At 41.9% G+C, this 21320-nt stretch carries 22 protein-coding genes and 1 pseudogene; 16 read left to right on the plus strand and 7 right to left on the minus strand.

Translation table 11 applies throughout. The features are described from left to right. Positions 1-180, plus strand: a 180-nt coding sequence (locus tag HUK49_RS11025; protein ID WP_206705619.1) for a hypothetical protein, incomplete at its 5' end; no start/stop codon positions are given. After that, the gene (locus tag HUK49_RS04380) at positions 173-322 is read left to right on the plus strand and encodes a hypothetical protein (RefSeq protein WP_191912802.1); all 150 of its coding nucleotides are present in this window, start codon (positions 173-175) and stop codon (positions 320-322) included. The genes HUK49_RS11025 and HUK49_RS04380, both read left to right, overlap by 8 nt. A gap of 250 nt (positions 323-572) precedes the next feature. Here HUK49_RS04380 and HUK49_RS04385 read toward each other — a convergent pair whose 3' ends face one another. After that, entirely contained in the window at positions 573-1040 is a 468-nt protein-coding gene (locus HUK49_RS04385) for a universal stress protein (RefSeq protein ID WP_191912803.1), read from the minus strand. Between the two features lie 234 nt (positions 1041-1274). Between HUK49_RS04385 and HUK49_RS04390 the strand changes: the two genes are divergently transcribed. Further along, entirely contained in the window at positions 1275-1724 is a 450-nt protein-coding gene (locus HUK49_RS04390) for an Lrp/AsnC family transcriptional regulator (RefSeq protein WP_003716441.1), read from the plus strand. A gap of 12 nt (positions 1725-1736) precedes the next feature. After that, positions 1737-2228: a GNAT family N-acetyltransferase gene (locus tag HUK49_RS04395; protein WP_191912804.1), complete on the plus strand. Its 492-nt coding sequence runs from the start codon at positions 1737-1739 to the stop codon at positions 2226-2228. Positions 2229-2329: 101 nt separating this feature from the next. Here HUK49_RS04395 and HUK49_RS04400 read toward each other — a convergent pair whose 3' ends face one another. Then, the gene (locus HUK49_RS04400) at positions 2330-3610 is read right to left on the minus strand and encodes a dicarboxylate/amino acid:cation symporter (protein ID WP_191912805.1); all 1281 of its coding nucleotides are present in this window, start codon (positions 3608-3610) and stop codon (positions 2330-2332) included. 215 nt (positions 3611-3825) lie between these two features. Here HUK49_RS04400 and HUK49_RS04405 point away from each other — a divergent pair, with 215 nt between their 5' ends. The 5 genes from HUK49_RS04405 to HUK49_RS04425 all read left to right on the plus strand — a co-directional run bounded on the left by HUK49_RS04405 (position 3826) and on the right by HUK49_RS04425 (position 11028). Further along, complete coding sequence (locus tag HUK49_RS04405) at positions 3826-4494, plus strand: YczE/YyaS/YitT family protein (protein WP_191912806.1); 669 nt, start codon at positions 3826-3828, stop codon at positions 4492-4494. A 16-nt stretch (positions 4495-4510) separates the two neighbouring features. After that, the gene (locus HUK49_RS04410; protein ID WP_191912807.1) at positions 4511-6085 is read left to right on the plus strand and encodes an amidohydrolase; all 1575 of its coding nucleotides are present in this window, start codon (positions 4511-4513) and stop codon (positions 6083-6085) included. Between the two features lie 361 nt (positions 6086-6446). Then, entirely contained in the window at positions 6447-7928 is a 1482-nt protein-coding gene (locus HUK49_RS04415) for a YfcC family protein (RefSeq protein WP_413230864.1), read from the plus strand. Positions 7929-7941: 13 nt separating this feature from the next. Then, complete coding sequence (locus HUK49_RS04420; RefSeq protein WP_191912808.1) at positions 7942-9276, plus strand: M20 family metallopeptidase; 1335 nt, start codon at positions 7942-7944, stop codon at positions 9274-9276. Positions 9277-9627: 351 nt separating this feature from the next. After that, the gene (locus HUK49_RS04425; protein WP_191912809.1) at positions 9628-11028 is read left to right on the plus strand and encodes an aminotransferase-like domain-containing protein; all 1401 of its coding nucleotides are present in this window, start codon (positions 9628-9630) and stop codon (positions 11026-11028) included. 56 nt (positions 11029-11084) lie between these two features. Here HUK49_RS04425 and HUK49_RS04430 read toward each other — a convergent pair whose 3' ends face one another. The 3 genes from HUK49_RS04430 to HUK49_RS04440 form a co-directional block, all read right to left on the minus strand. Beyond that, positions 11085-12077: a LacI family DNA-binding transcriptional regulator gene (locus HUK49_RS04430; RefSeq protein ID WP_191912810.1), complete on the minus strand. Its 993-nt coding sequence runs from the start codon at positions 12075-12077 to the stop codon at positions 11085-11087. 66 nt (positions 12078-12143) lie between these two features. Continuing rightward, complete coding sequence (locus tag HUK49_RS04435) at positions 12144-13592, minus strand: UDP-glucose--hexose-1-phosphate uridylyltransferase (protein ID WP_102167911.1); 1449 nt, start codon at positions 13590-13592, stop codon at positions 12144-12146. Positions 13593-13935: 343 nt separating this feature from the next. Next, positions 13936-15114, minus strand: a complete 1179-nt coding sequence (locus HUK49_RS04440; RefSeq protein WP_102167912.1) for a galactokinase — start codon at positions 15112-15114, stop codon at positions 13936-13938. Positions 15115-15340: 226 nt separating this feature from the next. Here HUK49_RS04440 and HUK49_RS04445 point away from each other — a divergent pair, with 226 nt between their 5' ends. From HUK49_RS04445 to HUK49_RS04460, 5 genes are all read left to right on the plus strand, one after another. Next, positions 15341-16294: a GDSL-type esterase/lipase family protein gene (locus HUK49_RS04445; RefSeq protein WP_191912811.1), complete on the plus strand. Its 954-nt coding sequence runs from the start codon at positions 15341-15343 to the stop codon at positions 16292-16294. A gap of 70 nt (positions 16295-16364) precedes the next feature. Then, the gene (locus HUK49_RS11450; RefSeq protein WP_268890024.1) at positions 16365-16751 is read left to right on the plus strand and encodes a tyrosine-protein phosphatase; all 387 of its coding nucleotides are present in this window, start codon (positions 16365-16367) and stop codon (positions 16749-16751) included. A 16-nt stretch (positions 16752-16767) separates the two neighbouring features. Further along, positions 16768-17151, plus strand: coding sequence for a tyrosine-protein phosphatase (locus HUK49_RS11455; RefSeq protein ID WP_268890025.1), 384 nt, complete (start codon positions 16768-16770; stop codon positions 17149-17151). Positions 17152-17164: 13 nt separating this feature from the next. Next, complete coding sequence (locus HUK49_RS04455) at positions 17165-17671, plus strand: YbhB/YbcL family Raf kinase inhibitor-like protein (RefSeq protein WP_191912812.1); 507 nt, start codon at positions 17165-17167, stop codon at positions 17669-17671. 14 nt (positions 17672-17685) lie between these two features. Further along, positions 17686-17913: a hypothetical protein gene (locus HUK49_RS04460; RefSeq protein ID WP_102167916.1), complete on the plus strand. Its 228-nt coding sequence runs from the start codon at positions 17686-17688 to the stop codon at positions 17911-17913. A gap of 250 nt (positions 17914-18163) precedes the next feature. On the opposite strand, the gene HUK49_RS04465 is transcribed toward HUK49_RS04460, so the two are convergent. Next, positions 18164-18490, minus strand: coding sequence for a hypothetical protein (locus tag HUK49_RS04465; RefSeq protein ID WP_191910861.1), 327 nt, complete (start codon positions 18488-18490; stop codon positions 18164-18166). Positions 18491-18532: 42 nt separating this feature from the next. Beyond that, the gene (locus HUK49_RS04470) at positions 18533-19684 is read right to left on the minus strand and encodes a hypothetical protein (protein ID WP_191912813.1); all 1152 of its coding nucleotides are present in this window, start codon (positions 19682-19684) and stop codon (positions 18533-18535) included. 107 nt (positions 19685-19791) lie between these two features. Here HUK49_RS04470 and greA point away from each other — a divergent pair, with 107 nt between their 5' ends. After that, positions 19792-20310 (plus strand): transcription elongation factor GreA, encoded by a 519-nt coding sequence (greA, locus tag HUK49_RS04475; RefSeq protein WP_191912814.1) that lies wholly within the window; start codon positions 19792-19794, stop codon positions 20308-20310. A gap of 221 nt (positions 20311-20531) precedes the next feature. Further along, a pseudogene (pnuC, locus tag HUK49_RS04480) lies at positions 20532-21283 on the plus strand (nicotinamide riboside transporter PnuC). Positions 21284-21320: the final 37 nt, after the last annotated feature.

Below are 21320 nucleotides of genomic sequence, written 5' to 3' on the forward strand. Positions count from 1 at the left end.
CCTATTTCACTGAAAAATTTATCTCAGCGAAGAGAAATGACCTTACCGCAGCGGAATACCGCTTTGGCAAGGCCAACTAATTTTTATTATTTAATGTGTAAACTTGACAGGGCACAGTACCGACTTTCTCAGCCGCCTTTTTTGTTTTATAATCAAAAACGGAGGTGTGAAGATGGTTAAAAGTAAAGTTGTCGCATGGTTCTTCGTTATTCTTTGGGCGATCGTCCTGTACTTAACATTTACAAATAAGATGATGCTTGCAATGGATCTAATGGCAATTGGGATGTTTCTTGATGCAGTCAAGTGCCTCATTAAATCGTGAAGCTTAGTAACATAAAAGAGTACGAAGTCAAAATTATAATTCAGTGAATTACGGTTTTGACTCCGTACTCTTTATTTATTGGGTTATGTGTTCTTGGCAACATAGTCAAGATCTGGTACTTCTACTGCAACCAAGTCGAAATATGTTCGCAGGGAAGCCCCTATAGACAACAAACTCCCTCCCAGATGCTTTCAGCATCCAGTCAGGAGAAATTGCTAGCCTTCCGGAAACTCTTTGGAGCAAAGGCACTCTATTTTACCTGATCCACCGCCGTACGAACGACAAGAACATCAACGGGAGCATTCCGCTTAACGTAGGATGTAACAGAACCCATAATAGCCCGTTGCATCCGTGATAAACCGCTGGCACCCATCATAATCATGCCGTTATGGTGATCCCGAACAAAATCAAACGCGATAATTGTCTTTGGGTTTCCTAAACGAATGTGGATATCAATATTATCAAAGTTTTCCTTATCCTTAACACCCTTCAAAACGTCATCAAGGTATTGCTTAGACTTATCAACCAGTTGGTAAGCAATACTGCCATCAGACATTCCAGCAAAATTATAAGCCATTGCACGGGTATCAATAACGTTTAACACGTCAATATGTGCCTTACCATTACGCTTAGCAACCGCTACTGCACGTCCCAACGCTAATTCAGATTCCTTTGAGCCATCCATTGGGACTAAGATGTTTTCATATTCTTGATCCATAATCGAACCCTCCGTTCAACCTCTTACATTTATTAACTACTATTGTACCATTAATTAATCCGTGCTTGTAACTATGCAATTATTATTTATCACTTTTATCAATTATTCTCTACTGATTAAGCATTTGACTTGCTTCATGCAATCAATTACAATCAACGGTAAATAATATTAAGATTTAATTAGGGATGCTTAATCAATTCTAATTTTGCATCTAATTGAAATGAGGTAATTAACGTGGACAAAATCGATCGAAAAATTGTCAATATTTTACAAACAAACGCCCGAGCGTCCCTAAAGGATCTCTCAAAAGAATGTTTCATCTCTTCCCCTGCAATTGCGGCAAGAATTAGCAAGTTGGAACGTTCCGGTATTATCAAGGGCTATCAAGCAGATATTAACCTCGAAAAAATTAACTTCCATGTTAAAGCTTTTATTCAAGTTCAACTTGAACCTCGACAAAAGAAAGAATTTTATCCTTATATTCAGAATATTCCAAACGTCATTGAATGTAACTGTGTCACCGGTGACTTTTCCGAAGTAATGGAAGTAGTTTTCCCGTCAACGACTGATCTTGATGACTTCATTAATGATATTCAACAACGTTTTGGCAAGACAAGTACCCAAATTGTCTTTAGTACCAGCGTTGATCACCGCGGCGTTCAACTGAGCGATCCCCAGGAATAGGAGCAATTACTAATGCTTCGTTTTCGTCGAGCAACTCCAAATGACCTGCCAAGAATCGTTGCAATTTATAATAGTGCAGTTCCAAGCCATGACATCACTGACGATGAAATGACTATCACTATCGATAGCCGCCAAGAATGGCTTAACCATTTCAATGATCGTTTCCCAATCTGGGTAGTAATCAGTAATTCAATAATCATTGGTTGGTGCTCACTTGGTCAGTTCTACCCACACCAGGCTTATCAATTTTCTGCTGAAATCTCAATTTATTTAGCTCCTGATACCCAAGGACGTGGTTACGGAAAACAAATTTTAAAGTTCATTGATCAGCAGATTACCGATAACCTTGATATTAAAACCGTGATTGCTTACGTTTACGAAAACAACCTTCCCAGTCAAAAACTTTTTCAAAGGTGTGGCTATCAGCAATGTGGCGTCTTGCCACAGATTTCAATCATTGATGGCAAATTCAGAACACTCAAAATTTTCGTTAAACACTTCTAAAAGAAGCCTAAGATTTGTCCAAAGTGAAAAATTCATTTTGAACTAATCTTAGGCTTCTTTAATCAGAACTGAGATCCGCTTGCCAGAAGCTTGCTCACACTCTAATTTTTACCGTAAGTATCCAGGTAGTGATTATATTCGTCACGGTTAAATTCTTTTTCGGATTCACCGATGACCAAAGTTGCAATGGAATTACCAACAACGTTTACGGCCGTTCGTCCCATATCAACAAACCGGTCAATTCCAGCGATAAAGGTTAATCCTGCAATCGGCACACCAATTGTCGAAACACTCGCCAGAAGAACAACAAAGGATGCTCCTGGCACACCGGCCATCCCCTTACTGGTAATCATCAGGACAACCAATAAAGTAAACTGATGGGCAAAGGTTAAGTGAATCCCATATGCCTGAGCAAGGAATAATGCTGCTAACGACTGGTAGATTGCTGAGCCATCAAGATTAAAGGTATACCCAGTTGGAATAACAAAGGAAACAATTCCCTTGCTGACACCCATCTTTTGCGTCTTCTCCATTAGACGTGGCAACGTAACTTCAGAACTCGCTGTTGTAAAGGCTAAGATAATTTCATCAAGAATAACGTGCATTGTCTTCCAGTAACGCAAGTGGAATAAGTGGGCCGTAATCCCCAAAATTACCACAACAAAGATGATCATCGTCATATAAGCAATCACAATAAACAACCCTAATGGCAGTAACGCACTAATTCCCATCTCGGCAATCGTCATTCCAATCAGACCAAAGACCCCAATTGGCGCGAACTTCATTACCCAGTTAGTGGCCTTGAACATTACTTCGGCAACCGCATTCAGCATATCAATAAGAATTTTGGCTTTCTCACCGACTGCGGCAATCCCTAAACCAAAGAGAACTGAGAATAGGATTACTGGCATCATATCCCCATCAGACATTGATTTAAAAATGTTTGTTGGAATAATTGAAAGGATCAATTCCCAGAAGCCGCTATTATGCGAAGCAGTTTTAGCGCTCGACATGTACTGTGAAATATCAGTAGCATGAAGCTTATGAATATCAATAAACGTTCCCGGGTGGGTAATGTTACCGATTACTAGCCCAAGAATAATGGCGATTGTTGTTAAAACTTCAAAGTAGATTAAGGTTTTCCCACCTATCCGTCCTAACTTCTTAATATCACCAATGTTCGCAATTCCAACTGTTAAACAAGAAACAACAATTGGCATAACGATCATTTGGATCAAACGAATAAAAATAGTTCCTAAGCTCTGCATGACCTTAATCGCACCAGTATTATGATAAAAGATCATCCCACAGATAATCCCTAATACTAGCCCAATCATAATTTGCCAGCCCATGCTTAGGCGTGAAATTCGGTATTTTTTCACCTTAAATCAGACTCCTTAAAAAATGTCTTGTTCTACTTTAGCATATTTTTAAGGGTTTTTCTTAGTAAAATTTAAATTTTCTTTATCAAAAGACGAACAGTTATTTTATATCAGCAGTTATTTATTCATTTGCCATTTAAATGGAAGCGGTTTATTTTTTGAGTAAATAGAAGTAGGATATTACTATAGTCTATTTCAAAGGAGGAAATTGACAATTGACCAAACAATGGGCAAATAGCCTTACCGGTCGTTGGTGCTTTTTAGCATTTTCCATTTTCCTAAATGCCTGTTCTAACGGCCTCACAGTTTCCACCAACATGGGGAGTGCAATCTGGACTGCCTCTGCTGCCAATTTAAGCAATTGGCTCCACTGGTCACTTGGAAACATGTTGCTAATTGAAGGGGTAGTTGTTGCAATCACAAATCTACTTCTGTTAAGAAGGTTTGATTATTTTCGGCTAATCCGCAATCTCCTCTACATCGTTCCTTTTAGCTATATTCTTCAAGGGTTTGCCGATCTTTTTAACTACATCGGCGTTCCAGAGCTTAACATTTGGCTCCGGGTTATCCTCGATATTATTGGGTTATTTGGGATTGCCGCTGCAGTTTCTCTTTACCAGCGGGCTAATCTGATTATGCATCCGAACGATGATTTCCCTTATATTTTACGGTTCCGCTTTATGCACGGTTCCGCTGTTTGGTCACAATGGACAAGTTATATTCCGCCAATTATTTTAATCATCATCTCAGTAATTGAGACCCACCAGTTAGTTGCCGTTAACTTTGGGACGGTTTACAACATTCTTACCCAAGGTTACCTAATTGGTTGGTCTGATCATCATTTCTTTAGCAAATTGCACCACCACCTAAATTACAAGTACTAAGAGAGGTAATTTTACTATGAAGAAAACCTACATTAACGGTCATATTTTTGTTGGCGATTCAGAAGATCACTTTGCTAACAGTATGATCATCGAAAATGGTCGAGTTAAATGGATTGGCAATGATCCCGTTCCAGAGGGAGAGACAGTCGATCTCCAGGGGCAAACTGTTCTTCCAGGGCTAATTGATTGCCACACTCACCCGAAGTACATCGCTGACGCATTACATGGGGTTGCCTGTACTCCACCAAACGTTAATAGCATTAAGGAGATGCAAGAAGCGCTACGTAAATCTCCCGCCTATGGCAAAGGTGAAGATGTCTGGATTGAAGGATGGGGATTTGACGAAACTAAATTAGCTGAGCACCGGAGTCCGAACCGGGACGATCTCGATGCCGTTTCAACTACTCAACCGATTTTTATTTACCGTTCAGACTGTCATTCTTCTGTTGGTAATTCTAAGGCCCTTGAACTCGCTGGAATTGATGAAAATACGCCTGACCCAGTTGGCGGAAAGATCGAACGGTTCGCTGACGGCCGACCAACCGGCTTCATGCGGGAAGTTGCTGCATCTCAGCTTTTAATTCGCGCTAAGTCTGCTCAAAGTTATGAGGGCGACGTCCAGAACATGGTTAAGAGTTCCGAACACTACCTTGCTAATGGGCTCGTTGCAATTGGTGAAATGATGGGGCGAATGAAGCCATATACCTCTCTTAAGCTCTACCAGGACGCGGTTAAGGGTGGTTTTGCCCCTAAGGCATCAATTTACTATGTCTTTGATGAAATTGATCCTGAAAAGGGACTTCAACCAAGTGGTGACGCTAAACTCCGTGTCGCCGGAATTAAAGTTTTCATGGATGGAAGTATTTCTGGTGAGACAGCATTTAATGCCGATCCATACCCATCAGGCAAAATGGGAGTCAGCCTTACATCGAAGGAAAAGTTAACTCGTGCCGTTAATATGGCGCGTGAAAACAAGTTGCAGTTAGCTGTTCACGCGATGGGCGATCAGGCTATCCAAACCGTTATCGATGTTACTAAGGATCTCGATCCATGGCTTGATGAAATGCCATCAGTACGGATTGAGCACGCATCCCTAATGAGTGATGAAATGTTCGCTGAAATTGCTCACAGTAAAATGAAGTATGCCTTAGTAACTCAACCGATCTTCTTCTTTGCTGAAGATGAGTCATATCGTCATTATTTGAATGCTGAGCAATTCAAGCTAGCATATCGGGTAAAGACAATGTTAAATTCCAAGGCAATGCTTGGGTTAAGTTCAGACGCACCATGTACCCCATGGGCTGAACCTGACAGTCCCTTCTACAGTATTTATGCCGCTGTCACCAGGAAGGCAGCTAATGGTGACATTGTAAATGCCGATGAAGCAATCACTGTTCCTCAAGCAGTTCTTGGCTATACTCGTGATGGTGCTAAAATTGGCGGCTTTGACGATAACGGTACATTGGAAGCAGGTAAGGCAGCTGATTTTGTCATCCTCAACAAGGATATTTTCACTGTTCCTCATGACGAACTGCAAACTGTTCGGGTTAAAGAGACCTGGATGGCTGGGAAAAAAGTTTTTGAAGAATAATCATTTGAATTTGAAAAAGGCTAGGATTGGTTCCTGGCCTTTTGATTTTGGGAATTGCTAGAGTTTGCGGCAACAGAGTCAAAACGTGTTTCGCCAGGGACTTGCTAGAGTTCGCGGCAACATATTCTAAACGTGCTCAGCCTAAGCTCCCTCAAGATAACGACCTCTCTCCTAGTCACCTTTGTCGGGAGAAATTGCTGGCTTTCCGCAAGTCCTTTGCTGGCTCACACTCTATCTAATTTCCAATTGATGCCGCTTTCAAAGAAGTTTACAATAGGGTTGTGAATAGATTTGCAAATTAGTTTTTTGGGGGATTGGAGTGAGAAATTTGCAAGAAGTTAAGAAAAAGCATCGGTTCCATATGCCGTCAGCGTTCACGATTCTATTTATTATCATTGTTATTATTGCTGTATTAACCTGGATTATCCCAGCCGGAACATACGCAACCAACAAGGCTGGAAATATTATTTCTGGCACCTATCGTTCGGTTGCTAGTAAGCCTCAAGGGATTTGGGACGTCTTTATGGCGCCTGTCATTGGAATGGTTGGTGACAAAAAGACTGAAGGAGCAATTTCAGTTTCACTATTCATTCTGGTCATCGGGGGCTTTCTTGGGGTTGTAAACAAGACAGACGCCCTTAACGAAGGGATTAGTTCAATCGTTCACCGTTATAGGGGACGAGAAAAATTACTGATCCCGATCCTAATGATCCTTTTTGCCATTGGTGGTTCTACTTACGGAATGGGCGAAGAAACAATTGCCTTTTACCCATTACTGATTCCTGTAATGATGGGCGTTGGCTTCGACTCATTAGTTGCCGTTGCGATTGCCCTTGTTGGGACCCAAGTTGGTTGTTTAGCATCCACTGTTAACCCATTTGCTACCGGAGTTGCTTCACAGACATTAAATATTTCACCAGGTGATGGCTTAGGTTCACGGGTTCTTCTTCTGATTATTACGACAACTATTAGTATCATCTACGTTTACCACTATGCTTCTGTAATCGAAAAGCATCCTGAAAAATCACTCGTTTATAAACAACGAGCAGCGGATGAGAAGCGGTTCGCAATTAAAGTTCGTTCTGACGATGGTAATTTCAAAATGTCAAAACGGCAAAAAGCAGTTATTTGGCTCTTTGGTCTTACATTTGCAATTATGATTCTTGGTTTAATTCCATGGACTAACCTAAACAGTCACTGGACATTCTTTGACAGCTTTACTAAATGGCTAACAGGGATCCCATTCTTAGGCAATTTACTCGGTCACGATATGGTGCCACTAGGAACCTGGTACTTCAACGAAATTACCATGCTCTTCCTCTTTATGTCAGTCCTGATTATGTGGGTTTACCACATGAAAGAAAGTGAATTTATCGACGCCTTTATGCACGGAATGGCAGACTTCCTTAGCGTCGCAATTATTGTTGCTGTTGCCCGAGGAATTCAAGTTGTAATGAACAACGGGATGATCACGGGAACCGTCCTTCATTGGGGTGAAACGGGTCTTCATGGCCTTTCGCAAAGTATCTTTATTATTTTGACCTACATTTTCTACATCCCAATGTCCTTCTTAATTCCATCTACTTCTGGACTAGCAGCTGCAACAATGGGGATTATTGGTCCTCTTGGGCACTTCGCCCACGTTTCTGGAAGTCTAGTTATTACTGCTTACCAGGCTGCTTCAGGTTGGGTCAACTTAATCACTCCAACTTCTGGAATTGTTATGGGTGCCTTAGCAATCGCCCACGTTAACATCAGTATTTGGTGGAAGTGGATGTTGAAATTGATGATCTACCTATTCATCGTTACCTGTGTATTCTTAGGAATCGCTGCCGTACTCTAGGAGGAATTAAATTATGACACAATTAGTTACCGAAAAAGAACAACAAGAGGCTATCAACGCTCTTGAAGAGTTGATTTCCGTACCTTCTTATAATCAAGCTGCTGAAGAAGATGCTCCATTTGGTCGGGGAATCCGGAACGCCCTTGATAAGATGATGGAAATTTGCGAACGTCTTGGTTTTAAAACCTACGAGGATCCCGATGGTTACTATGGTTATGCTGAAGTTGGCGAGGGTGACAAGATTTTTGGTGTAATTTGTCACCTGGATACTGTTCCTGCTGGCGATCCCAAGACCTGGGAACATGATCCATTTAAGGGAACAGTAGTTAACAATGCCGTTTACGGACGTGGTTCTCAAGATGATAAGGGGCCTGGAATTGCCGCATTATTTGCTGTTAAAGCTTTGATGGACCATGGTTACAAGTTTAACCAGCGAATTCGCTTTATCTACGGGACTGATGAAGAAATTCTTTGGCGAGGAATTGCTCAGTATAACAAGAAGGAAAGCCAAATTAATAGCGGGATCTCACCTGATGCGGAATTCCCACTAATCTATGCCGAAAAGGGTCTCCAGCAATCCTACCTTGTTGGACCGGGAACAGATCAATTTAAGTTGAGTTTAAAGAATGCCTTTAATGCTGTCCCTGACAAGGCCGTTTATGATGGCCCAAAGCAGGATGAGGTTAAGGCAGCCCTTGATAAGCATGGCTTTGAATATATCAGCGATGAAAATTCAATTACCGTTCTCGGAAAATCAGTCCACGCAATGTTAGCTCCACAAGGAACTAATGCCGTTCTTCGGTTGGCAATCGCCCTAGATGATGTCTTTGACTTTAAGCCACTTGATTTCATCGGCAAGCTCTTCAAGGAGGATGCCACTGGTACTAACCTCCTCGGTGATGTTGAAGACGAATCCGGTCACCTGACCATTAATATTTCCAGCCTTGAGATCAACGAAAAGGAAACCCGGATGCAAATTGATCTGCGGATTCCTGTTACCGTTGATCGAGATAAGCTTTTGGAAAAGCTCGCACAACGAGTTGCTCCATACGATCTCAAATACGTTCACTTTGACTATGTTGCTCCACTATACGTTCCAAAGGATAGCAAGCTAATTCAAACCTTAATGGATGTCTACAAGGAACAAGCCGGTGATACTACCGCTACTCCACAAATCTCCGGTGGTGCCACTTTTGCTCGAACAATGCATAACTGTGTTGCCTTCGGTGGAATGCTACCAACTACTCCCGACTACATGCACCAAGCCAACGAACAGTGGCCCCTCAAAGACATGTTCAAAGCCATGGAAATCTACGCTCAAGCGATAAAGAGGTTGTGCGTAGATTAAAGAGTGTGAGCCGTGACGAATTAGCCGCCGAGTCCTAAGGAATCCCGGACGATGATTGTTTGGCAATCAAGGACGGGATAGTTAGACGGAGGTTGCGGTCACGGCGAACACGTTTTGACTCGGTTACAGTAGCAGCGTTAACTCTGGCAAGCTCCTGGCGAGCAGATCTTAGCCATGTTGCAGTAACCTTGTTCCAATTATTGATGTAACTAAATAAACTGAGAGTTAAGAAAGATTTTCTTACTCTCAGTCTATTTTTTCAACAATATATTGTTGATTTCATTTTAATTCCGCCTTATTATCCATACAAGAGATTAATTGTATGTATTACAATATAGGAGAGCGATTTGAATGCCAGTTAACGACTTTAGCCATCATCAGCTTACCTGGTACCCTGATAAGGGTAAGTTACAACGGCCAATTTATAAGAGCTTACTAGAACAACTAAAAGTCGCAATTAATAACGGAGATCTTGCTCCAGGGACTAAACTCCCACCGCAAAGAGAATTAGCTGACTTTCTCGATATTAATTTCACTACCATCACCCGAACGTATAAACTGAGTGCACAACTTGGCCTAACCTTTGGGATTCATGGCAAAGGAACATTCGTTAGTCCTAATGGGATCGATCCGCTAACCGCTAATTCTCGTCAACGTCATACCATTGATCTAGGTTTTGCTGCTTCATATGAACAAACAAACCACCTCTTGGATCAAGTCATTAAAAAAACGGTTAAGCAAGGAGCCACTCAGCTCTTAACGTATGACTCTCCTACTGGCCGTGAAGTAGATAAACTGGCTTTTAAGAGTTATCTTCGGTGGCTGGGAGTCGAGCTTCACACAAATCAAGAAGTCCTTGTAACTGCTGGTGGAGAGAACTCGTTAACCCTTCTCCTCATGATCATTTTTTCACGCGGTGATAAAATAGCGGTTGATGAATTTACTTATGGCAACCTAATCGCAACTGCACAGCTTAATAATATCCAGTTAGTTGCAATCAAAAATGACCAGTATGGGATGGACCCAACTGATCTCGAACGTAAATGTCAAAATAATAATTTAACTGGCCTCTACCTAATGCCCGAATATAGCAATCCCATGGGAATAACATTAAACACTACCCGCCGCAACGAACTGGCAATAGTCGCTAAAAAGCACCACCTTAAGGTTATTGAAGATGATTACCTAAGCTTTCTAAGTCGAAATAATCATGAAAGACCGCCAAAATTAATGCAGCTTCTTCCTGACCAAACCTTTTACATCTGTAGCATGTCAAAGGTGCTCGCATCAGGATTACGCATCGGCTATCTCGCCTTTCCTCAAGCCTATAAACAGCAAATTGAGAACGGCTTCTTCAATACGGTAGTCAAAGTTTCTTCCCTCAATAGCGCGATCGCGACCGAAGCAATCAATAGCCAAACTATTTACAAAATAATCGACCATAAGATGTCACTAGCAAAAGAATCTAACAAGCTATTCGATAGCATTTTTACTGATGCTCCAAAAACCAACCTAACTGATATTGCATTTTTTAGACGGCTTCCTATCAAGAAGAAAATAAGTGGCCAACAAATCGAGAGAGGATTGGCAGACATTTCTATTCGTTGCTTTAGTTCTGATCGTTTTAAGATAAATGCTTCAGCAACAGGTACTTTCCTTCGCGTTTCACTTTCCGCTACTAGTTCTCTTAACGAGCTAGCATATGGCTTAGAGAAGTTAAAAGGATACTTAGAATCGCAAAAATTAATATAGAAAGAGCTATAGCCCAGAGCGAGTCGGATCTCGCTCTGGGCTAGCTTTGCTTATTCTTATTTCGTCGTCTGTCGCTTAATCAAATGGGTTCCAACAACCGTCTTACAAGGGTCATTTGCTGGATGAGCAAGTCGCTTAGCCATTGCATCAACAGCTGCATGGGCCATCTCATCAGTTCCGACATGAATTGCTGACATGCTTGGATAAACATACTTTACAATTGCCGTATCGTTAAAACTAATCATTGCCAAACGATTAGGAATATCAATTTTGGCTTCTTGAACAGCCTTTAGTGCCCCAACGGCCATTGGATCATTAGCGATAAAGATTGCGTGAGGCAACTTGTCACCAAGCTCTTCAATTGCCTTCTTCATTGCCCGATAGCCCGACATTGACGTATAATCACCGGCAAACATATATTCCGGATGATAAATACCGCGCTGCCGTAAATCAGCTTCAAAATACCGCCGCCGTAGATCAGGAACGACTTCATTGTCCGTTGTCATTTCTGTTCCGGCTAACATTCCAATGTCCTGAATCCCTTCATCCAAGAACTCGTTAATAACAGTATGGACAGCATTCTCAAAGTCAGGTACTAAGCAGTCATACCCCGCAGCTAAACTATCGAAATCAACAAAAACGATGTTATTAGTTACTAGTTTTAACTCTTGCACTTGCGAATCACTAAATTTACCAATTGCAATAATTCCCGTTACGTTCCGGGGAATCTTCTCTAAGTCGTTTTGATAAATTGGCACTGTTTGGATCCCGCGTTGTTGAGCAGAACGTTCAATCTCCATTCGGATTCCCATATAGTAAAGGTCATCAAGTTCTTGGGTAAGCGAATACCATTGAACAATTGCTACCCGTTGCACTTGGTCACTCCGCGTCCGCTTATGCTTCGTGTAATCTAGCTCTTCTGCAGTACTTAAAACTCGTTGTCGAGTATTTTCATTAACAGAAAGCGTCGAATCATTATTCAAGATTCGCGAAACCGTTGCAATAGAGACACCAGCTCGACTGGCAATATCACGTAACGTTGCTGCCATGGTAATCACCCCTTCCCATTTTAGAACTTATTTTACCTGGATTACCGCTAATTTGTCTAGACCGAACTATAATTGAGCAATAAAACGATCCCAACCAGCGTTTCCGGCTTCATCATCCTTGAAGACACCAGCATTTTCGAGAACATTAGCAAATACATTTGCCAATTCTTGTTCCATGATTTCGTCAACGTTGTCAGCATTGATGTCCATCTTTTCGGCAATTTCCTTAGCCCATGAGAGGTGGCTGTCAGCAATATTATTTGCTTCACCTAACCAGAACTTCTTAACTTCCGCTAATTCGTCCTTTAACCGAGCTGGTAAAATTGCCCGTCCCATAACTTCGATCAAACCGATATTTTCCTTCTTGATGTGCCATAACTTTTCGTGTGGGTGGAAGATACCAAGTGGGTACTTGTCACTAGTATTATTGTCCCGTAAAACAAGGTCAAGGACGAACTTCTTCCCATCACGGTGCATAATTGGGGTTACCGTGTGGTGACGAATATCACCATCGAATGCCTTTAAGGACAGACTTTCATCATCATAGTGATCCCAAACATCAATAATGTGGGAACCAAGGTTAATTAACTCAGTGGTATTCGCACTAGTTAACCGAATATCACTCATTGGCCAATTAACAATTCCGGCTTCAACGTCTGGGTATTCGTCAAAGTGGAGTGGCTTTTTAATTTCTGCTTTCATCATTGGGAAGCTGTGGCGACCACCTTGGTAGTGTTCATGGGCTAACATTGAACCACCAACAATTGGTAAGTCAGCGTTACTACCGACAAAGTAAGCAGGCAATTGTTCTTCAATTTCAACTAAGTTAATCAAGGTTTGCCGGTTAATTTGCATTGGTTCATGCTTGCTGTCAAGGAAGATGCAGTGTTCATTGAAGTAAGCATATGGTGAGTACTGGAAGCCCCACTTGTGACCACCAACTACGATCCGGATTACCCGGTGATTACTCCGGGCCGCTTGTCCTAGGCGTCCCTTATACCCTTCATTTTCCATACAAAGAGCACATTGTGGATACTTCTTCTTGGTATCATGAGCAGCCGCTGCAATTGCCTTTGGATCCTTTTCTGGTTTAGACAAGTTAATGGTGATTTCTAGATTACCGTACTTCGTTGGCCGATCAAACACAATGTTCTTCTTAATTGCCGCAACCTTAACGTAATCGTTTGATGTCATTAACTTGTAGAACCAATTAGTCGCAGTTTCAGGAGACTCTTGGTACTTTTCCCAAAATTCTTCATTTACAACGGACGGCCGTGGTGTCATTAAGTCATAAAGTTGATCATTCAAAATTTCCCGTTCTGTTTGACCATCCTCAATCTTACCCCGCTTAACAGCCAGATCAACTAATTGGGCAACAACTGGTTGGTCCTCATTACCATCAACATCTTCATCGCCTACAAAGCCACGAATCTTATTCATTACATAAATCTTGTCAAGTGGCTTGTATGCTCCACTGGCAATTACATCATCAGCAAATTTTTCGATTAACTTCATCTTTTAATTCCCCCACTCACTTAAATATTACTCAAGCTAACGTCCTAGGCGGCATGGTCGAAACGTGCTTCGCCCGAGTTTCCTAGAACTAGCAACCTCCTTCCTAGGCGCAAGTCGCCTTCGTCAGGAGAAATTGCTAGCCTTCCGGAAACTCTTTGGGACGAAGGCACTCTATTAAACGTGCTCGCCAGGAACTTGCTAGAGATAACAGCTTCTAATATTACACAGCCGAAACGTGCTCGCCGTGACCGCAACTTCCGCCTAGCTATCCCGTCCTTGATTGTAAACAATCATCGTCCGGGATTTCCTAGTGCTCAGTTGCTAGTTCGTCACGGCTCGCACTCTACAACTTGTGCGGACCGTCCACAACTTCGGCATCGTAGAAACTGGCGTCGTAACCAATCTTATCGCGGTAGATCTTACCAACATTCTTCTTAAAGTTTTCAGCTTCGGACTTCTTAACAATGGCAATTGCACTGCCGGCGAAACCACCGCCGACCATTCGTGCACCAAGGCAGCCAGGTTGATCCCAAGCATTTTCTGCTAAGGTATCAAGTTCCTTACCAGTAACTTCGTAGTCATACTTCAAGGAAACGTGTGAAGCGTTGATTAAGCGACCAAGTTCTTCAAGGTCACCCTTTTGCATTGCATCGATGGCCCGCTTTGTCCGTTCGTTTTCACTAACAGCGTGACGAGCACGACGAATCAAAGTGTCATCATTAATTAGGTAGGTGTATTGATCAAAGGTTTCAGAATCAATTTCACCCAGCTTATTGATGTTTAACTTCTTGCTGAGACGCTTTACAGCTTCTTCACATTCTTGAACCCGTTCGTTGTACTTTGAACCAGCTAGTGAGTGGGTCTTATTCGTACTCATAATGATAATTTCGTAGTCGCCAAGCTCAAGTGGTAAGTACTTATAGTCCAAGGTGTTGCAGTCAAGGAAGATTGCGTTATCTTTCTTCCCCATCCCCACAGCAAATTGATCCATAATTCCAGAATTCAAGCCAACAAAGTCATTTTCTGTCTTTTGACCAAGCTTAACGAGATCAATCTCATCAATATCTAAATTAAATTCTTCCTTTAATAAGTTCCCCATCAGCATTTCAATTGAAGCCGATGATGAAAGGCCTGAACCGTATGGAAGGAAACCATGGATATAAAGGTTAAATCCATGATCGATCTTGTAGCCGCGTTGCTTGAGGTAAACAAGCATCCCCTTAAAGTAGTTAACCCACTTTTCATCTTTAGCAGATTGTGGTTGATCATCGTTAATGTCAAAAGTAATGATCTTGCTATTTTCAACCTTGGCGGAGTTTGCTGAATAAATTGCTACGGTAGTGTCTTCACGTGGGCCATAAACACCATAAGTACCAATGCTAATTGCACATGGGAAAACATGACCACCATTGTAATCCGTATGTTCACCAATTACATTAATTCGTCCAGGGGAGAAGAAAACATCCTTTCCTGGTTCCTTAAATGTGTCTTGATATTCTTTAAGAAAATCTTGCTTATCCATGTCAAAATACCTCCATGACCACTTGAGCAAAGTGGCTAAACAAATTAGTAAACTTTTACTAAACTATAATTTAGACTCTTTTACCCCATTTGTCAACAAGCGCTTTCATTTTTGAAACAATGATATTGTAAGCGTTTTCCGTGAAGACTGATAGGACGCCTGTTTGTCTCCCCTTAGTTCGGTTTAAAGTTCTATAATTATAAAAAAAGGAAAGGGATTTTTTTTCATGCATCGCTACTCCCCAAATTCTCTTTATGAATTAATATCTCCTCATGGTCGCTGGTTCATTAAAAAGCTTAACCAATCCGCAACCCTCTACACTACTAATCTTGGCAGCCGATTACGGTTCATCGCTAAAGACGTCAATACCCTGACAGTTAATGTGCTGGATAACCACAATCCACTTTCACCCTCACAAATTTTCGCCTGGCGAATTGACGGCAACCAGTGGCACCGTGAACTAGCAAGTCACCGCAGTTGGCATATAGAATGCGGATCGGCAAACCACTTAATTGAAATTATAACAGCTGGTAATACGGATCTTGATCGTGTCTGGAACGGTAACGAGGGGTTTGCGATCACTTCAATTGACGTCAAACAAGGAGAATTGATTAGTGCACCTTCAATCCCGGTGATTGATTTTATTGGCGATTCAATTACCGCTGGCTGCTGGGTAGCGGGACGAAATGCTTCGACTGATTACCGACCAGAAAGCAACTATGCAGGGACCGCTGTTGACTTGCTTCACGCAACCGACGTACGAATTGCCTATTCCGCTGGTGGAGTGCTTCGTCAAGCCACTGGCGGTGTCCCGACTGCAGACCACTTTTTAACAAATCTTGACGCCATGACTTCTTGGCAAGCAAACACGCCTGATCTAGTAGTAATCAACCTTGGCGTTAACGACCGCCGTTTTTCATTAGACCAGTTTAATGCAAGTTACGATCACTTTTTGTCCCTTGTTACTACCCTTTTTCCGTCAATTCCAATTCTCTCAATGATTCCGTTTAGTCAAACGTTCGCCGAGTCAATCCGTTATCTTACTAAAAAACACAAGCTTCCCCTGATCGAAACTCAGGGGTGGTGTTCTAGTTTTACCGATGATCTCCATCCTGATCAATCTGGAGCCACCGAAAGCGGGTACCGGTTAGCGGAGAAGTTATCAAACTGGCTAAAGTAGGGTACAATTAATAAGGTAAAGTACTTAGGATGATCGCAAGTAGTTCATCTTAGTAAAAGGAGGTTTTGACATGACGGATCAACGCTTATTAGACATTCAAGATGGCCATAATTTTCGCGATCTGGGTGGCTACGAAACTAAAGATGGACGTCATGTAAAGTGGCACCGGCTCATTCGCTCCGGTTCGCTTGCTCATTTAAACGAACATGATTTAAACACTCTAGCAGCAATTCCCGTTACGATCGATATTGATCTACGGGCGCCAGAAGAGGTTAAGCAAGCCCCTGATAAACTCCCCCAGACTGCTAGTTATTATCATCTACCAGTATTTAAGTCTGATGAGACTGACGCTTCCCACAGTGATGAAGAAATCATGAGTCGGATTCTAAAACCAGGTAATGGCTATCAGCACATGCTGGATGTTTACCGTCGAATGGTAGAGGTTCCCGACTGCTAAGGCTGCTTACCAGCGAATGTTTGAGCTTCTGTTAAGTAATAACCCCGCTCAGGCCAGTCTTTTTCACTGTACTGCCGGGAAGGATCGTACAGGGATGGCTGCCTACCTAATTCTAAGTGCTCTCCAAGTACCTGAAGAAACGATTCTGAAAGATTACTTGCTTACCAATAAGGCAACTCAGAGCTTTCGAGAACAGTGGCTTCAAACGTTACGTGATAAGGGCGAAAGTGAAGTCGTAGTGGAAAATCGCCGTGCTCTCGGTTCTGTTTCAGTCGATTACCTTAACCAGGCAATTGATCTGATTAATACTAATTACGGAAACGTTCAAAATTACTTAACCGAATACTTCGATCTCTCACCGAATGATCTTAAGCAACTACAACAACTATATTTAGATTAAAGAAGTGATTTTAATGAAAATTTCAGTCCCGCTTATTAACGGAATGTTAGCTGATGAATACGGTAAGTATGCTCCAGCTAACTTAATGCTAGCTGACCACCCAATTAAATCTTTTCCAATTGAAATCAGTAAAGCCCCTGCCGAGACAAAGACATTTGCTATTGTTTTTATTGATTATGATTCCACTCCAGTTTGTGGGTTTACCTGGATTCACTGGCTCGCTGCTAATATTCCAAGCACCATGACTTCCATTCCGGCAAATGCTAGTCGCCAACTAAGCGATCAATTTGTTCAAGGAAATAATAGTAATGCTGGATCCCTAGTTAATGGCGATCCTGCAATTTCTAGCGGTTACGTCGGTCCACAACCACCAGATCAGACCCACCACTACACACTAAAGGTTTACGCTCTTGATGACCAGTTGCCGCTGAAAAACCACTACTGGTTAAACGAGTTTATCCATGCCGCTAAGGGTCATATCTTAGCTCAGGCAGAATTTGATATTCCAAGTCGGGCATAAGGAGGAATAATAAAATGGAAACAAGAATTTTCTTTAACCCTGGCGATTCAATCGCTAATATTCATGATTACAACGAGGCAGTTCGAAAGGGCCAAATCTTCAAGCGTGAACGAGAAGCTGATGATCTCGTTATTGCTAAGGGGCCCGATGACGAAGAATACGCAATCTTCTATGCAAAAGATGCGCAAGTCAAGCCGAAAGCTGATAAGGCTAAGCCATATGAAATAAAAAATCGGCTTTAACGTAATAAAAACGACCGTGATGGGAATTTCCCATTACGATCGTTTTTCATTTTAAAACTATTTCTTTTTTAGGAAATACTTTGGCAGCTCGACAACTTCAAACCCTAAAAAGATAATCGCAATAACTTTAATTACCCAACTATCTTTCTCGAAAAGGGTTGTCAACCAAATAATAACTACAAATACGTCTGCATAGAAAGAGGGAACCTTATAAAAAGGCTTATTAGTTTTTTCTATATTGTCATTTCCTTTACCGGCCACCAACCAGCTTAGCAACTTGTGATTCAAGGTAGCCAATCAATGCGTCTGAATCAGCTTTGAAGTCATCAACAAAGCTTTTGCCGTTTGGTGTAACAACACCAACTTGTTCACCCATTGCATCGGTAACAATTAACTTATCCCCGTCACGTTTTACCTCATCGTAGCGTCCTTCAAGCGCCTCATCCAATAAGGCCTGCAAAATGTCCGGAACGGCCTGCTCAATCACTTCTTCTGGTGTTACTTGTTCACCATGAACCTGGTGTTTAGCCACCTGAACAGCTACTTCTTCCATGTTTTCAGGAATATATGCACTCACTAATCTCAGCTCCTTTCCATCATGCACGACAAAATAAATTAATTACTTTTTCCGCTTTTTTCGCCGTTTCTTACTAAATTTAATTCCTTGTGGGACTCGCTTTTTCCTTAACAATTGCCGATCCTTTTCTACCGGAACTGGTTGACGAGTTGCCTGTTGTCGCTTATGTAGTTGTTGCCGCTCGTACTCTCCCCACGGACTAAGGATCGACCGCATAAACGTTGCCACTTGCGATTGGTGGGCATCCATCCACTTTTCGGTTTTGTTCACGTTATCAGTATCGACACCTTGACTCTGGATGTATGAAAGCATCAATTGAGTTGTCCGTTGACGACGCTCCATTGAAGCCAGCATGTTTTGCGAAGTTTGCATATGAGCAATTGACTTCAAAGCAACCCGGTACTGCTCCATATCAATCTGGTCAGTCCGTTTCAAGTAGTCAAATAGTGCTTGGGCAGTTGGAACGATATTTAGGATCTCCAACTTGGTAATATTTGGATCTAGCGGCATCATCATCCCCAAGACCAATTGCAAGTCAGCAAACCGCCATTGATTAATTCCTTGATGACATTCCTGATACATTAATTGCAGAAATTCCGCAACCAGATATTGCTGATCGGCAATGCTGAGGTCCTTCTCTTTAAATTCCGGAGCAGTAGCGACCTCTTTTTTGATCCGCGTAATTTCCTGCTTCATCTTCCCTGCTGGAATTAACTTTACAGGAGCCGTTGGTTGCTTTAGTTCTTCACTTACCGACTCGTTAGCAGGTTGATCTTTTTGTGGTGCTTCATGATTTTTAGGATCCGAAGCAGCTGACTTTTGTGGTTCACCATTTAATTCAGCCAATGTCTGGTGAGCTTTCCGGCACTTATTCATTACTGGGCGCTGCTCATCAATGGCCTTTTCAATTGCACCTAATTGCTTATTCCCCAAGAACTTTTGATAAGCCTTCAGCACTGGTGCCACGGCAATTCCAAACGAATTAGTTAACGCTGGATCAGCAATAAATTGACCAACCATTACTTGTTGAACCGCTTGGGGTGTCCACGCGGTATCATCCAGTTGGTGCTCTTCGGTCATATACTTATTGAACCGGGTCAAAATATTTTGAGCATGTTTCTGCTGATTAGCAGATAACTGGTCATACGTGGACGAATTTAAGAACCCTTTAATATGTTCTTCCTGTTCGCTCATTTCCCAATTATTCCTCCATCAAAAATTGAATTATCTTCTCTATCATATCATAATTACAGATGAACAATTAATTAGGCCGTCAGTAAGACGACAAGGAGCGATTTTTAATGCAACGTAAAAAGATCCAAGAAGCAATGGCTCACGTATATTTTCAAAAAATGACACCAACCGGCTATCACGAAATTGAGCAGGAAATCGAAAAGCTGCAAGCACAGCGTCCCGCCAAGATTGCTCAATTAAAAGCCGCCCGAGCTCTTGGTGACTTATCAGAAAACACCGAGTATAGTACAGCTAAGCGTGAATTGCGTCATTTGGAAAGCCGGTTGCGCTACTTAAATAAGCAACTTCAATATGCGGAAATCATCAAACCCACTGACTCACAAACCATCGATCTTGGAACTACAGTCACCCTTCAATTTATAGACGATGATGAACGGGTCGACTATACGATTGTTGGTAAGCAAGAAGCCGATTTACAAAAGCAAAAGATTTCATTTGACTCACCGCTTGGGCAAGCGCTACTGCATCAAAAAGTTGGGCAGACGGTTTCCGTTCAGGCACCACAGTCTACCTACCAGGTTAAAATTTTAGCCGTTCGATTAACCTCACCTGAGGAATCAGTTTAAACCAGTTTTGGAAAAAATATTTTGAAATTAACTCGGCCCCCTGCACTAACCTAATTAAGGCAAATATCGACTGATTAATCGGCTGTTTTTCTGCTTGTTTCGCTAGCGAAGAATGCTATACTAGATCTCGTTGCGTTCGCACATCGTCCACAACATATTGTATTTTTTGCTTTTATTCATTTAACGTGGACACAATATATTGATATAGGAGACTTTGAGTAATGAAGAACTATTTACACTTTCTCGCTCACCAGCTTAAGGGTTGGCCTCAACAAAACTACTACCTGTTTTTCTTCAGCCTTGGCTGTCAGGTAATGACCTTGGTAAACGATAAAATTACCTGGATCACGGTAATTACCTTTATCGGAACAACACTGGGAGTTCTTTGTATCTTAGCAATTAATGCTGCTAAATCCGTTAATGGTTGGTTGGGAATCCTTTCTGCTATCTGTTTTATCATTGTTGGTTTCAGCGCCAAAAACTATCTCAGTATTGGTGAACAGCTTGCTTACGTTGTTACTCTAGATATTCCAGTCCTGCTCTCTGCTAATTGGAATATCAACATGGTCTCCAAAATCCGGAAATTCACTGGTAAACAGCAATTGTTGCAATTCTTTCAACAATTGCTGTTTACCTAGTTTCTGGTTATCTGATCGGTGCTTTAACTAATGATCCGCGGCCATGGATTGATGCTATTAGCTTCTCAATTAGTTTGACTGCTGGTGTTATCTGTTTCCTCCGGTACAACAACCAATACTTCTGGTGGTTGGCTTCCGGAATCTTCCAGATGGTTCTTTGGGGAATCACATTTGCCCAAGGTGATGCTTCATTAGCAATGGCCGTTAACAGTATGGTTTACATCATCAATGATGTCTTAGCCTTCACCATTTCACCATGGTACAACAAGCGTGAACGTGCCCGGCTTGAAAAAGAAGAAGCTAAGTACTCTGCTAACTTAAATACCCAAGCTTAACATAAACTTACTAGTCCCCAACTCAGGTCCTTGTGAT

Origin of the sequence: Limosilactobacillus portuensis (genome assembly GCF_014838735.1) — a bacterium.
Taxonomy (GTDB): domain Bacteria; phylum Bacillota; class Bacilli; order Lactobacillales; family Lactobacillaceae; genus Limosilactobacillus; species Limosilactobacillus portuensis.